Source organism: Listeria ivanovii subsp. londoniensis (assembly GCF_000763495.1).
Taxonomy (GTDB): Bacteria; Bacillota; Bacilli; order Lactobacillales; family Listeriaceae; genus Listeria; species Listeria londoniensis.
On sequence record NZ_CP009576.1, the window covers coordinates 2,901,572 to 2,914,856 of the forward strand.

Genomic DNA, 13,285 nt, shown 5'->3' on the forward strand with positions numbered 1-13,285 from the left:
AATATTAAACTGGAGTCTAAGTGAAAAATCATTTAGACTTCAGTTTTTTATTCAGGAAACCACTAAAATATAGACAAGGTCGAAAAATCAATTTAGTTCTGTCATTACCATAAGTTAAATAGGGGTCCCAAGCGCCTACGGGAAATTTGTATCGATAAGGATTACAAATTCCCGTAATATCAACGTTTGACGACTCTCTATTTTTCTATGTTTAATTTTCTCAACCTCTTGGGAATAGATAACAAATCAAATTTGTATTCACCAAGAAACGTAATATGCTCCCAATTAATAGGAGAAATATGGTTCATATAGTTGGTTACTTCTGGATCTATTTTCACTAGATAATCATAGGCTTCTTGTAAATAGACGGCGTTCCATATACTAATAGCATTTATTAAAACATTTAGTGCACTTGCACTTTGAAGTTGCCGACGAATATCACGTTCCATGAATTTACCTCGGCGACCAAAAAATAGTTCTCTTGCCAAAGCATTTACGGCTTCCGTTTTATTCAAACCATGGGTAATCTTACGTCTTAAGCTATCATCTGTCACATAATCTATCATGAAAATACTCTTCTCAATCCGTCCCAATTCTCTTAAAGCGGTAGCTACCTTATTTTTTCGTGCGTAAGAACCTAGCTTTCCTAAAATTAGCGAACTTGAGACTTTACCAGTTTGAATGGAATAAGCGATTCGTTTAATTTCTTCGTAACTTTCATCAATGGTTTTTATATTGATCCTACCACTGATGAGCCCTAATAAATCAGGGTATTCTGAAGTTGGCTTTATAGAAAATAATTGAGACTTTTTTATATTCCTAATACGGGGTTCAAAATGAAACCCTAGTAAAGCCGTCATACCAAACACTTGATCTGTATAACCATTTGTGTCAGTGAAGTGTTCTTCAATATCTAAATCTGTTTCGTGGTAAAGCAAGCCATCTAATGTATGAGTCGCTTCTCTCGTGTTGGTCGAAACAACTTCAACATGATGTGAGGTATTTCTGTCATTGATTGACCGAATCATTGTGGCGCCTTTCTCTAAGCTTTTATAATGTGGATTCACGTCAGCCTTAATGGCGGATACACCTACTGGTACACGCATTCCATCGGAAGCACTCGTTTTACCTTCTCCCCAAAAATCAGCTATAGGAATTCCTAATTGAAAATTAACCAAAATAGATTGGGCACAGGTTAAGGCTTCTTTATAAAACCGCCATTGTTTAGTATTCGCCAATTGAGGATAAGTAATTCCGGGGGTGGATTGGGCCATTTTCTCAAGCCCAATATTCATTCCTAATCCTAATAAAGTGGCAAAAACAATTTTCTTTTCTCGTTCATTTGGCGGATTTCCAGTTGAATCATGGATAAATTCTTGCGAAAATTGAGTCCAGCTATCCACTTCTATTAATAGGTCACTTAATCTTATTTTGGGAATCATTGAATAAAGTTTTTTTCTATATTCCTCTGCTTCATCTGGTGTAACTTTCTCCAATTTTTTTAGCACCATTTTGGCTGAACTTTTGCCAGAATTCGAATAATATTGTAGTTGTGAGTCCAATATTGCGCCCCTAGAAGTCAAATAATCATCAAATGTATCTGGAATAGTGAGTGAGTTAACGCAAGCATCGGAACTGATTAAGTAATCATCAATGTTTCGATGGGCTAAGCTTCCTTCTACCGAAATATTTCCTGATCTAATATTATTTTTTAACTCTGTGAACGCTACCAACTCGTAGAAGGATCGGTCTATTTTTCCTTCTTCAGGTTGAACAAGACGTTCCCATTTTTTACTCACAAATTCAATGGATGTGTTTGCTGGTATTTTCCGTTTACCATCGTTTTTTAACTCATTTATTTGAGTAAGCGCTGTAAGAATTGGTTGTGCAGATGAGGTTGCTTTAAACGAGAGTATTTTTAAAAGCATTGGGGTATATCTTCTAAGGTAAGTGGCTTTATTTCTCACCATTTCTAAATATCCGTGATTTTTCTTACCAGTAATTCGTTTAGCGTCTTCTCCATCTTGGATTAAGTCATGCCAGGGGATAACTCGTTCTATTTCGTCAAAAGGATTACTGTCGTTGTCTTTTGCAAAATGAAGTGCATCAATCAGAGACGCATAATGTTCTAATTTTTCAGTCGCCAACTTCCCTTTCTCTTTCAACAGTTCTTGCGAATCGTGCATCCCTTTTCGTTTAATCCCCGCTAAAATCCGGTCATTAATTTCAATGAGCAGATCGATCAGATACTGATGATGATCCACTAAAAAAGCAATGAGTAAGGAATACTTTTTTTCGAATTCAAAACGAGAAAAATCATAGGCATCGTAATTATCACCTAATCGTGCTAACTGAAGAAATCTATTTCGGTGAATATGCGACACATTGATTGTTCCTAGTTCAAGAACCGTAATCGCCTCAACTTTTTTGCAAATGGTCATAAAACTCTCTGGATTGGCTTTGCCAGGGATATCTTTTAACCAGGCGAGTTTAGTCATCTTCGTTTCTTTATATACTAGAAACAACTCATCTAATTTCTCGATTTGTGTTTCTGTTAGTGAATCCAGAAGAATTGAAAACAGTGTGCTTTCAGCCTTATCACGACAATGGCTGATAATGTCTTCTAGTGTCGCTATCGATGGAAAAATAATTCGATTTTGGGTGAGGAAGCCTAATGTTTTTTTCATGAGATAGGTAGAGTCATCATTTTCTAATGCCAGCTTAATAAGAAATGCTATTAATTGATTGCGTGTGTCGACACTTCCAAAACGCTGATACCTAAATGTTTCTAATATCTCATTAAAGTGATTGGCACGTGTGTTCCTATGGGCGTATAAGGCCAGTTCAATTGAGTCAAGATGTAACTGGCGCCTTACATAAGAGATTAAACGGTCTGATTGGATGGACCAGTTACTCAACGAACACCCAGGGTATCGTGCCAAGCAGAGCTGAATGGCAAACCCTAACTTATTGATATCCCCTCTGTGTTGGTTGATGATATCTAAATCAGAGTCAGAGAAACTGAAATAAGCTTGAAAATCCTCTTCAGATAAGTGATCGACAGAAAGAAGTTGCTCCCGCTGTGCTGCTGTTAAAATTTTCTTTAATGCCATAAGTTAGTTTTTCCTTCCATTAAGATAGCGGTATAGGGTTGTTTTGCTTAGTTTAGAGGCATCAAGAATCTGATTAATTGAATATTCCTTACTATCGTACATTTTCAAAGCCAACTCAATTGATTGACTGGCTTTACTTGGTCGCCCCCCTTTTTTTCCACGTGCTCTTGCTGCTTCAAGACCTGATTTGGTTCTTTCAATTGTAATATCACGTTCCAACTCTGCTAAACTAGCCATGACTCGGAAAAAGAATCTTCCCATAGAAGTAGAGGTATCAACGTTATCTTGAATAGAGATAAAATTAACCCCAAGCTCTTCAAACGTTTCTGAAAGCTCAATCAAATGTTTAGTTGAACGTGAAATTCGATCAAGTTTATAAATAACCACTGAGTCACCTTCACGTAACCCCTTTATCATGTCTTCCAATTGTGGACGGTCTCGTTTTGAACCCGTCACCTTTTCTTGGAATAGTTTATCGATACCGTGTTGGGTGAGTGCATCAATTTGCAAATTCAAATTTTGATCCTCTGTACTCACTCGAGCATAGCCAAAAATCATAAAAAGCCTCCTTACTATTAATGACTTAAATGTACCATAACTCATCAATAATTACCATATAGGCACTTTGAAAAAAGAACGAGTTTTGGTACCTGGTTTAGGGCTCAAACGGATGAAAAACAGATGAATTCAAAAAGTGCCATAAACGACCATTTAAGGTACTGGTTATAATAGTCAATTGTTATTCAAACGAACACTTGACTATCAGATTGGAACAGAGTATAATCACCCCTATAAACATTCAAGTGTCTCTTTGAGTGTTGGAAGGAGAAACTGAATATGACTGTAGATATTTGCGAAATTACTTGTATTGATGAAGAAAAAGTAAAACGGGTGAAGACTGGACTGGAAACCGTAGAAGTTACAACTATCAGTCAAATATTTAAAATTCTGTCTGATGAAACAAGGGTTAAAATTGTGTATGCATTACTGACAGAAAATGAACTTTGTGTATGCGATCTAGCTAATATTGTCGAAGCAACAGTTGCCGCTACGTCCCACCATTTACGCTTTTTAAAGAAGCAAGGGATTGCGAACTATCGAAAAGATGGAAAGCTTGTTTATTATTCTCTTGCGAATGAAAGGGTTAGAGATCGGATAAAACTTATATTACTTAATTTTGAAGGAGTGGGAGTCTAATGGCAGAAAAGACTGTTTATAGAGTTGATGGATTAAGCTGTACAAATTGTGCGGCCAAATTTGAACGGAATGTAAAAGAAATTGAGGGTGTAACAGAAGCTATTGTAAACTTTGGCGCATCAAAAATCACGGTAACAGGTGAAGCAAGTATTCAACAAGTTGAACAGGCTGGAGCATTTGAACACTTGAAAATCATTCCAGAGAAAGAATCTTTTACTGATCCAGAGCACTTTACTGACCATCAATCGTTTATTAGAAAAAATTGGCGATTATTGCTTTCTGGATTATTTATTGCAGTGGGGTATGCGTCACAGATCATGAATGGGGAGGACTTTTATCTTACTAATGCACTATTTATTTTTGCAATTTTCATAGGAGGCTATTCTCTCTTTAAGGAAGGATTCAAAAATTTATTGAAGTTTGAATTTACAATGGAGACACTGATGACAATAGCTATTATTGGAGCTGCTTTCATTGGTGAATGGGCAGAAGGATCCATTGTGGTGATTCTATTCGCAGTAAGCGAGGCGCTTGAGCGTTACTCGATGGATAAGGCACGACAATCTATTCGTTCCCTAATGGATATTGCGCCAAAAGAAGCACTTGTGAGACGCTCGGGCACCGACAGAATGGTTCATGTAGATGACATTCAAATTGGCGACATTATGATTATAAAACCTGGTCAAAAAATTGCGATGGATGGTCACGTTGTGAAAGGTTATTCAGCCGTCAATCAAGCAGCGATTACTGGTGAATCTATTCCTGTTGAAAAAAACATCGATGATTCCGTTTTTGCTGGAACGTTAAATGAAGAAGGATTGCTTGAAGTTGCGGTCACAAAACGAGTAGAAGATACCACGATTTCAAAAATTATTCACTTAGTTGAGGAGGCACAAGGTGAACGTGCTCCAGCTCAAGCATTTGTTGATACATTTGCTAAATATTATACGCCAGCCATTATTGTGATCGCCGCACTGATTGCAACAGTACCGCCATTGCTGTTTGGTGGAAACTGGGAAACGTGGGTGTATCAAGGGTTATCTGTATTAGTGGTTGGGTGTCCTTGCGCCTTAGTTGTTTCAACTCCTGTTGCCATCGTCACCGCCATTGGAAATGCAGCTAAAAATGGCGTATTGGTAAAAGGTGGTGTGTATTTAGAAGAAATTGGTGGGCTAAAAGCCATTGCGTTCGATAAAACTGGTACCTTGACAAAAGGTGTGCCGGTGGTCACTGATTATATTGAACTAACAGAAGCCACAAACATTCAACATAATAAAAACTATATCATCATGGCAGCACTGGAACAATTATCTCAACACCCCCTTGCTTCAGCCATTATTAAGTATGGAGAAACGAGAGAAATGGATTTAACTAGTATTAATGTGAACGATTTTACATCCATCACAGGAAAAGGGATTAGAGGAACTGTAGATGGTAACACCTATTATGTTGGAAGTCCCGTTCTATTTAAGGAATTACTAGCATCGCAATTTACTGACTCCATTCATCGACAAGTGAGTGACTTACAACTTAAAGGGAAGACTGCTATGCTTTTTGGAACAAATCAGAAACTGATTTCTATAGTGGCAGTTGCTGACGAGGTTAGGTCATCCAGTCAACATGTTATTAAACGACTTCATGAGCTGGGGATTGAAAAAACTATTATGTTGACTGGCGATAACCAAGCCACAGCGCAAGCAATTGGCCAACAGGTGGGTGTTTCTGAAATAGAAGGTGAGTTAATGCCCCAAGATAAACTAGATTACATTAAACAGTTGAAAATAAACTTTGGTAAAGTGGCCATGGTTGGAGACGGTATTAATGATGCGCCAGCCCTAGCAGCGGCCACGGTTGGAATTGCAATGGGCGGAGCTGGAACTGACACAGCCATTGAAACAGCTGATGTTGCCTTAATGGGAGACGACTTACAAAAATTACCTTTCACGGTAAAGTTGAGTAGAAAAACACTCCAAATTATTAAGCAAAATATCACATTTTCCTTGGTCATCAAACTGATTGCTCTTTTGCTAGTCATTCCAGGGTGGTTAACATTATGGATTGCAATTATGGCGGATATGGGTGCGACTCTTTTAGTCACGTTAAATGGCTTACGATTAATGAAAGTGAAAGATTAATTACCGCTATTGTCTAGTTGGTTTTTTGAATTATTCTGAAAGCATTCCTTATTGTACAAAATAACAGGTGAGATCAAAGGAAATCTCCTTATCGATACAAATTCCCCGTTGGCGCTCGGGACCCCAAATAGTAATGTCTAAATTAGGTTTATGTCAATTACGCAAGTAATCAAAACACTAGCAGCATTTTTTTAGCTTGGTTTATATTTCTAATTTCATTTGGAATAATATCAACTAAATATGTTGCTTATCACACGTGCTATGGTACACTTTTCTTGACTAACAGTTACATTACCGGAAGGAATGAACTCTATTTAGAAAAACATATGATCGTGAATTTAAGCTGAATATTTCTCAGGATATCCGTGGGATAATGCCATAACTGGATCCTTTTTCAAGTATTTGAAAAAAGAAGAATTAGACTGTAGAGTATTTAAAACCATTCAAAAAGTTACACTTTCTTCATTTGAGTATATTGAAGGATATTACAATCCCAAAAGAACTCATTCCGCTAATAATATGCTGACACCAAATCAAAAAGAACAAATCTATTTTGAATCACTTTGAAAATTAACTTATTTTCTGTCTACTTTATTGACATCTGTCCACAATTCAACAAAACTATCTTTAGATACATTAAATAAAATCTGTCATGCACTAAATATTACATTGCAAGAATTTTTTTTAGAAAATGCCACTACCATGGAAAAGCAATTATTTCATCAGATAAAATCGCTGGATGCGGATCAACAAAAACACTTATTGCAATTTCTAGATTCTTTCACGAAATCATAAATGGGCACAAATAAGTTATATATTTGTGTCCATTTAAGGTATACCCAAAATAAACACAAGTTTACTATTGCGAATGCTATGTTTTTCGTGTATAATTAGGGTGTATATTAAATGGTTTTAAAAAAGAAGGGATTTTATCAATGATAATAGCTTATGCACGGGTGAGTTCTACTGATCAAAATTTAGATCGACAAATGGAAGAATTTAAAAAACATGGGGCTGAAAAAATATTTGTAGAGAAGAAATCTGGTGCGAATGTCATAAATCGGGAAGAATTTAATAAAGCACTAAATTTCGCTCGTGAAGGTGATTTTTTTATGGTAGAAGCCATCGACCGGTTAGGGAGGAATTATACAGAAATTGTACAGACAGTAAATTTCCTTAAAGAGAAAAATATTGGCTTATTGGTCACGAGTGTCCCTTTGTTAAGTGAGCCGTTAGGTGATCCCCTACTGGATAAATTTGTAAAAGATTTAATTCTTCAGTTATTAGCTATGATTGCGGAAAGAGAAAGAACAGAGAGCAAAAGAAGACAAGCGCAAGGGATAGCGATAGCAAAAGAAAAAGGAGTTTATCAAGGTCGGCCGAAACTATATTCAGCAGAGGCGAAGGATCCTCAAAAACAAGCTGTATATTACCAAATTGTTCATATGTTAGAAGCTGGATTACCAATTAAACATATCGCAAATAAAAATGGAGTTACACGAAGTACAGTATATCGAATAAAAAACGAATTGGAGTGAAGATTAGTGGAATATACATTAGAAGAAATTAAAGAAAAATACGTGGAAGTGAATGCAATGGAAGAACCTATGCGCACGAGAAAGCTAACTGCTTTAATGGAGATTTTAGAAAAGCAGCATGGAACCCTTCAGATGTATCCGACAAAAGAATTTTTGGCAACAGAAGCAGTACAGTTATATCAAGAAATTGGAAATGCTCGCGTTTTTGAGGAAGAATAATGTAGACAAAAAATCGAATGTAAACAAGCAATAAGTGGAAAATAAGTACATAAACGTTCACAAAATCCTCATCAGGAAGATAAATATCAGGCGTAAGTAGTTTAGGGTTATAAAACATCAAAAACCGGAACAAAAAGTTCCGGCGAGGATGAGTTCCTTCTATTATATGGGTAATAGAAGCCTTATTTGATTAGTATAGCAGATAGTAGGGAAGTTGTTATGTGAAAAGTAAACATATATAGTATATGAATGCGTTTTCGTATTAAAGACCATTTTAATTCTCTACTAGTAGTCCTAGTCGAATGCATCACCCCTAAAATCGAGCAACGGTTGGACTATTTGTCCGTTTTTTTATGTAAAATGATTCACAAAATGCTCACAAATGGTTTCTAACAAAATGCTATACTGAAAGGTAGGGAGAGATCCCCTCATTTTAGATAGAGAGGAAGCGACGAGATGAGCGAGATAAAAGTACAAGAAACGACTTTCCAAAGCCATGCAACCAAACTGGAAAGCGCCAGTGATGGGAGCTATTTACCACTGAAAAACGGTAATATGCCCTATTCAAGAGCTAATTCGATTAATGAATTGCGATCGGCGTTAGTTGATTTATTGGATGTAGTGGAGCGTTTTCAAACAGTCACGAAAAAAGATAGCGAGCGACTGACACAAATGGGAACTGCCTATGCGAATCAAGATAAAAGCGCCGGACAGAAAATCAGTCAGCTGGAGGTGCGCTAAATGGATGCGAACTACAGCAAACTAGAGCAACAACTCCAACAAGTAAAAAAGGCAACAACCACCGTAGAAACAAATATAGATCAGACCCGAAGAAAACAAAATAAACAAGATTGGCTGGAAGAAGACACGAAGCACTTGGAACAAGAAAAATGGGAATTGTTGGAGTATTTCCGTACTGGCTGGCAAGGAGAAGAAGCGAATGGGTTTCATCATTTCTTAGAAGACCAACAGCAGGAAGAAGCGACTGCCTGGAAGAAAGACCTCCACTTGAAAAAAAACCATTTGGAAATGGAACAACAAGAAAATAAGGCGCAGCTCCACGCACTAGAAACGAAACAAACGACCTTGCAAAAGGAGTGGAGAGCATGAGCCGAATAGACATCGCAGAATTGAACGATTTTCTTCATGGTTTACGTAGTAGTAATGCAGAAGCCAAAGATATGATGGGAAATATCACCCAAGCAGCTGCCGATTATGCACAGGATGATAGTTTAAAAGGCGCAGCAGTGACCACATCCAAGCAGTATTTTACGGATACATATATGCCCATTATTCAAAGTATTATCGAAGCACTTAATGAAAGTGAAGAACGGTTGGCTCAATATATCCGAGAATTTGGCGCTCAGGTAGATCCATCTCCTTCAGCTAAAGTCGATGCGCAGATTTTACAAGAAGTGATGGAAAAAGTCAGCCAGCTGCAGCGAAAAGAAGAAGATTTACACCAACAATTAACTGCCCCAAATACACGGCCAGACATGGAACAAGTTTATGTCGTGAAATCAAGAAGTGTTCATACGCAACTTTTACGAGCAATCGAAAAGGAAAACATCCTGGAAAGATACCTGGCATTTGAACAAAGTCATGGGGATTTTTTTAGCGCACTGCATGAACTTATTCTCGCAACCAGTCGTACGGTACAAGAATTACTTCAACATGTGACATTCAATGCGCAAACAGGTACCTACACCGTGTCACCAAGTATCACTTCGAGCTTGCAGCTCATGAAGAAATCCCTAGATCATGCCCGAAAAGAAAACGACAAAGACCCCTATCCGGATGGTTTCGAAGACTATACCTTGTTCGCTTATACTTATGTGAACGACCAAGGAAAAAATGGGACCATGTGGTTAATTGAAAAAAATGGTAAACGGGTAGAAAACAAGGAATTACAAGACTTTCTCGAAAAAAACGGCCAAGATTTACCCCCAATTTCTTATACAGAACTATCAGGAGAAGACTTAGAACGCAAAGTCAATGACTCCTGGAAAGAAGGAGTGAATTATTTAACTGGCCAAAAAGTAACGGATGCTAGTGCTGGTGTCTTAAGAACCTCTGCTTATATTGCCAGTGGGAAAGATATCATGGACGATACTGGGCTAACAGATATGGCTTTAAGCGCAGGATTTGGTATTGCAGCAGCAAGAAATAAACTTGTTATTGAAGAGAAAACAAATTTTAATAAAACAAAAAATGCAGTACCTGAAGAAGAATTAAATGATTTTGCAACAGATATTTTTCTTCCTGATGAATACTATTATAACAATAGGTTGCCATCTAGAGTCGAACCAGGTACTAAATCACTAGACAAATTTGATGAATTTGGTAATTTAAAACAAACGAAATTTTTTGATCAATATGGCCGTCAAAAAGGTTGGATAGATTACACTAACCATGGAAGACCAGAAACACATAGTGCTCCCCATTGGCATGAGTATATTTACAATGAGGAATTTCCTTTAGGGAAAAAAATAAATCATAAATTTGATACTAATCCACCGTTTAAAAGATAGGAGTGAGATATGTTGGAAAAATTAGATTTTACCTACAATAATGCAAATTATAATGCAGAATTTTTAATAAAAATCCTGACTTTATTAAAAGATATTACTAAAACGGAACAATTTGAAATTAGATTAATAGAAGCAGTACCGAATGACCAAGAAAAATTCATGGAAGAAAAAGGACTATTTAGTCAAGAAGTGTTGGATTTTAATAACCTAGTTAGAGATTCACATGGGATTCAGGTTGATTTTAATAGGATTGTAAATATTTTAAAACAATGTCGAACAGTTTGGGACATAAGTATGTCAGCAAATATATCTGATAATGAATGGATTAAAGTTGATCTTATAGAAGGGGATTTATTTACAATTATTCACAATGAAAATTATAATATTAAGAGTATTTTGGCTAACTATATAGATAATAATGAAATAATTATTGATAAAGTTAGCAAAATATAGCTATTTGAGTAAAAACGCATAAATAGGATAAATGAATCTCGCACCACAAAAATAAGAAAAAAGACATATTGCAAATAAGAACATATGTTTGTATAATACATACAAACATATGTTCTTATTATTTTTTGGAGGTTTTGGCCATGGAAAAGTTATTAATTGGGAAAAAGTATTATGAAAGGGTCACCCAACCTATTATTACAAGTGAGCGTTGGGAACAATATTTAACATTAATACACGACTCCATAGAAAATGATTATTCTCTACGATTTACCACGTATGCAGGTGGTTATGAACATCATGTTTCAGGAAAGTGTTACTTATTTAATGAATCCCTGAAGACTATTTTAGTTAATGGAATTATTGTGCGAGATACAGAAATACTCTGGATTGAAAGGTTGTGATTTGGATGACCTACCAGGATAGAGGCATTAAAAAATGGCAAGGATTTTTCTTAAGTGAACATAATGAGCAAATGGATCAGCAGCAAGCTTCTTCTAAGTTGAAATGGCGAGAAGCTATGTCGTCAGAATGCATTGAGAGTGTGTTAAGTGCTGCCATCACACACCAGTCTTCATTAGTGATACAAAAAACGCCCCAAAATGTAGATTCTTTTCCGGAGCCGGATGTTATCGGAAAAATAGTTGGAATAGATGAAGATTTACTGTTTATACGGACAGCAACCGAAGTGATCTCTCTCCCCTTCTCCAGCATTTTAAATGTGGAAGAACGGACTTTAGAAAAATGGTACAAGTAGAAGATTACTCTCATGCTCCAAGAAAAGATATTTTATGTATTGATGTGAAGTCCTTTTTTGCCAGTGTAGAGTGCGTGAAAAGAGGATTAGACCCTTTAAAAGCAAAATTAGTTGTGATGAGTAATGCGGACCGAGCAGGCGGTTTAGTCCTAGCAGCAAGCCCGATGATGAAAAAAATACACCGAATAAAAACAACCTCTCGCATGTATGAGGTACCTACATGGGACGAAGAAATCATTATTGCTCCACCACGCATGAAACTTTATCTAAAAGTAAATGCGATGATACAAGCCATTTTCTTGCGCTATGTACCTAAAGAATTTTTCTTCCCCTACTCGATTGATGAGGCATTTTTGGATGTCACTGGATCACATGCATTATTTGGATCCACGCAAGAAATTGCGGAACGAATTCAAGCGGATATTTTAAGAGAGTTACGTTTGTTTGTGACGGTTGGAATTGGTGATAACATGCTGTTATCCAAACTTGCATTAGATAATGCGGCCAAACATCAAACGGATGGAATTGCTAACTGGAGATATGAAAATGTCCCGGATACTATCTGGAAAATAAAAGAATTAACCGATATGTGGGGTATTGGCCATCGGACTGCAGAGAATTTAAAACGGTTAGGAATATTTAGTGTCTATGCGTTAAGCCAGTCCCCTCCCCCACTCTTGAAAAGGCGATTAGGAGTGATAGGGGAGCAATTATACTACCATTCGCATGGGATTGACTACAGTAAAATAAATGAGCGATATGTACCTGTTTCGAAGTCATATGGGAAGAGTCAAATTTTAGAACGTGATTATCATGATCCGTTTGAGGTCGCTATTGTTATACGTGAAATGGCTGAAGAAATTGCGATGCGATTAAGAAAACATCACGTCAATACGACAGTGGTGCATATCGGGATTAGGTACAGTAAATACAGCATAAAGAGTGGTTTCAGGCATCAGCTGAAAATTGACGCTACTAGTAGCAATAGAGAACTGGTTGGACACTTTCTAACTCTTTTCTGGAAGTATTACGAGAATGAAGCTGTTAGGCAAGTGGAGTTAAGTTGCGGAGGGATTATTCAAAAAGCAGGTTTGCAGTTAAATTTATTTGAAAATCCTGTACAGACAGTGAACCAGGAACAATTAGATGTGACGATTGATAAAATACGAGCTAGATATGGATTTAAGTCTATGATGCATGCAAGCAGTTTACTAACTGGAGCGACTGGCTTAAAGCGTTCTGATATCTATAGTACCCTTAGTAGAGACCAAGATATCCAATATACTTACATTTTCTTATAGGCTGGACAGTCCTTTTCTTACTGTCTACTATATGAGAGAATAAA

General features: G+C 36.8%; 14 protein-coding genes and 1 pseudogene. 13 read left to right on the forward strand and 2 right to left on the reverse strand.

All coding sequences use genetic code 11. The annotated features are described in order from the left end of the window. Positions 1-197 precede the first annotated feature (197 nt). Together JL53_RS14370 and JL53_RS14375 are read right to left on the reverse strand one after the other, a co-directional pair. The gene (locus tag JL53_RS14370; RefSeq protein ID WP_038407976.1) at positions 198-3,113 is read right to left on the reverse strand and encodes a Tn3 family transposase; all 2,916 of its coding nucleotides are present in this window, start codon (positions 3,111-3,113) and stop codon (positions 198-200) included. A 3-nt stretch (positions 3,114-3,116) separates the two neighbouring features. Then, complete coding sequence (locus tag JL53_RS14375) at positions 3,117-3,671, reverse strand: recombinase family protein (RefSeq protein WP_003728468.1); 555 nt, start codon at positions 3,669-3,671, stop codon at positions 3,117-3,119. Between the two features lie 279 nt (positions 3,672-3,950). Here JL53_RS14375 and cadC point away from each other — a divergent pair, with 279 nt between their 5' ends. From cadC to JL53_RS14430, 13 genes and pseudogenes are all read left to right on the forward strand, one after another. Then, positions 3,951-4,310: a Cd(II)-sensing metalloregulatory transcriptional repressor CadC gene (cadC, locus tag JL53_RS14380; protein ID WP_003728467.1), complete on the forward strand. Its 360-nt coding sequence runs from the start codon at positions 3,951-3,953 to the stop codon at positions 4,308-4,310. Then, positions 4,310-6,445 (forward strand): heavy metal translocating P-type ATPase, encoded by a 2,136-nt coding sequence (locus JL53_RS14385; RefSeq protein ID WP_003728466.1) that lies wholly within the window; start codon positions 4,310-4,312, stop codon positions 6,443-6,445. Before cadC ends, JL53_RS14385 begins: the two co-directional genes overlap by 1 nt. Positions 6,446-6,802: 357 nt before the next feature. Beyond that, a pseudogene (locus JL53_RS16075) lies at positions 6,803-7,012 on the forward strand (IS3 family transposase); the annotation flags it as partial. 27 nt (positions 7,013-7,039) lie between these two features. After that, entirely contained in the window at positions 7,040-7,240 is a 201-nt protein-coding gene (locus JL53_RS16080; protein ID WP_158423286.1) for a helix-turn-helix domain-containing protein, read from the forward strand. Between the two features lie 140 nt (positions 7,241-7,380). Next, a complete protein-coding gene (locus JL53_RS14390) occupies positions 7,381-7,983 on the forward strand; it encodes a recombinase family protein (protein ID WP_038407977.1) in 603 nt (200 codons plus the stop codon). A gap of 6 nt (positions 7,984-7,989) precedes the next feature. Further along, positions 7,990-8,202 carry a hypothetical protein gene (locus JL53_RS14395; RefSeq protein ID WP_038407979.1) on the forward strand — a complete coding sequence of 71 codons (213 nt, stop codon included), beginning with the start codon at positions 7,990-7,992 and terminating at the stop codon, positions 8,200-8,202. A 456-nt stretch (positions 8,203-8,658) separates the two neighbouring features. Beyond that, positions 8,659-8,943, forward strand: coding sequence for a DUF3130 domain-containing protein (locus JL53_RS14400; protein WP_038407980.1), 285 nt, complete (start codon positions 8,659-8,661; stop codon positions 8,941-8,943). Continuing rightward, positions 8,944-9,312 (forward strand): hypothetical protein, encoded by a 369-nt coding sequence (locus JL53_RS14405; protein ID WP_038407982.1) that lies wholly within the window; start codon positions 8,944-8,946, stop codon positions 9,310-9,312. Further along, complete coding sequence (locus JL53_RS14410; protein ID WP_038407983.1) at positions 9,309-10,733, forward strand: T7SS effector LXG polymorphic toxin; 1,425 nt, start codon at positions 9,309-9,311, stop codon at positions 10,731-10,733. Before JL53_RS14405 ends, JL53_RS14410 begins: the two co-directional genes overlap by 4 nt. A gap of 12 nt (positions 10,734-10,745) precedes the next feature. Then, the gene (locus tag JL53_RS15620) at positions 10,746-11,186 is read left to right on the forward strand and encodes a hypothetical protein (RefSeq protein WP_038408269.1); all 441 of its coding nucleotides are present in this window, start codon (positions 10,746-10,748) and stop codon (positions 11,184-11,186) included. A gap of 140 nt (positions 11,187-11,326) precedes the next feature. Next, entirely contained in the window at positions 11,327-11,587 is a 261-nt protein-coding gene (locus JL53_RS14420; RefSeq protein ID WP_038407985.1) for a YolD-like family protein, read from the forward strand. Positions 11,588-11,592: 5 nt separating this feature from the next. Then, a complete protein-coding gene (locus tag JL53_RS15920; protein WP_038407986.1) occupies positions 11,593-11,940 on the forward strand; it encodes a hypothetical protein in 348 nt (115 codons plus the stop codon). Then, entirely contained in the window at positions 11,928-13,241 is a 1,314-nt protein-coding gene (locus JL53_RS14430; RefSeq protein ID WP_077916282.1) for a Y-family DNA polymerase, read from the forward strand. Before JL53_RS15920 ends, JL53_RS14430 begins: the two co-directional genes overlap by 13 nt. Positions 13,242-13,285 lie beyond the last annotated feature (44 nt).

What these genes read in the sequence shown, in the direction of transcription:
- JL53_RS14405 (WP_038407982.1), top strand. Translation starts at nt 8,944, where the DNA reads ATGGATGCGAACTACAGCAAACTAGAGCAACAACTCCAACAAGTAAAA.
- JL53_RS15920 (WP_038407986.1), top strand. Translation starts at nt 11,593, where the DNA reads ATGACCTACCAGGATAGAGGCATTAAAAAATGGCAAGGATTTTTCTTA.
- JL53_RS14370 (WP_038407976.1), bottom strand. Translation starts at nt 3,113, where the DNA reads ATGGCATTAAAGAAAATTTTAACAGCAGCACAGCGGGAGCAACTTCTT.
- JL53_RS14430 (WP_077916282.1), top strand. Translation starts at nt 11,928, where the DNA reads ATGGTACAAGTAGAAGATTACTCTCATGCTCCAAGAAAAGATATTTTA.
- JL53_RS14375 (WP_003728468.1), bottom strand. Translation starts at nt 3,671, where the DNA reads ATGATTTTTGGCTATGCTCGAGTGAGTACAGAGGATCAAAATTTGAAT.
- JL53_RS14420 (WP_038407985.1), top strand. Translation starts at nt 11,327, where the DNA reads ATGGAAAAGTTATTAATTGGGAAAAAGTATTATGAAAGGGTCACCCAA.
- JL53_RS14390 (WP_038407977.1), top strand. Translation starts at nt 7,381, where the DNA reads ATGATAATAGCTTATGCACGGGTGAGTTCTACTGATCAAAATTTAGAT.
- JL53_RS14385 (WP_003728466.1), top strand. Translation starts at nt 4,310, where the DNA reads ATGGCAGAAAAGACTGTTTATAGAGTTGATGGATTAAGCTGTACAAAT.
- cadC (WP_003728467.1), top strand. Translation starts at nt 3,951, where the DNA reads ATGACTGTAGATATTTGCGAAATTACTTGTATTGATGAAGAAAAAGTA.
- JL53_RS14400 (WP_038407980.1), top strand. Translation starts at nt 8,659, where the DNA reads ATGAGCGAGATAAAAGTACAAGAAACGACTTTCCAAAGCCATGCAACC.
- JL53_RS14410 (WP_038407983.1), top strand. Translation starts at nt 9,309, where the DNA reads ATGAGCCGAATAGACATCGCAGAATTGAACGATTTTCTTCATGGTTTA.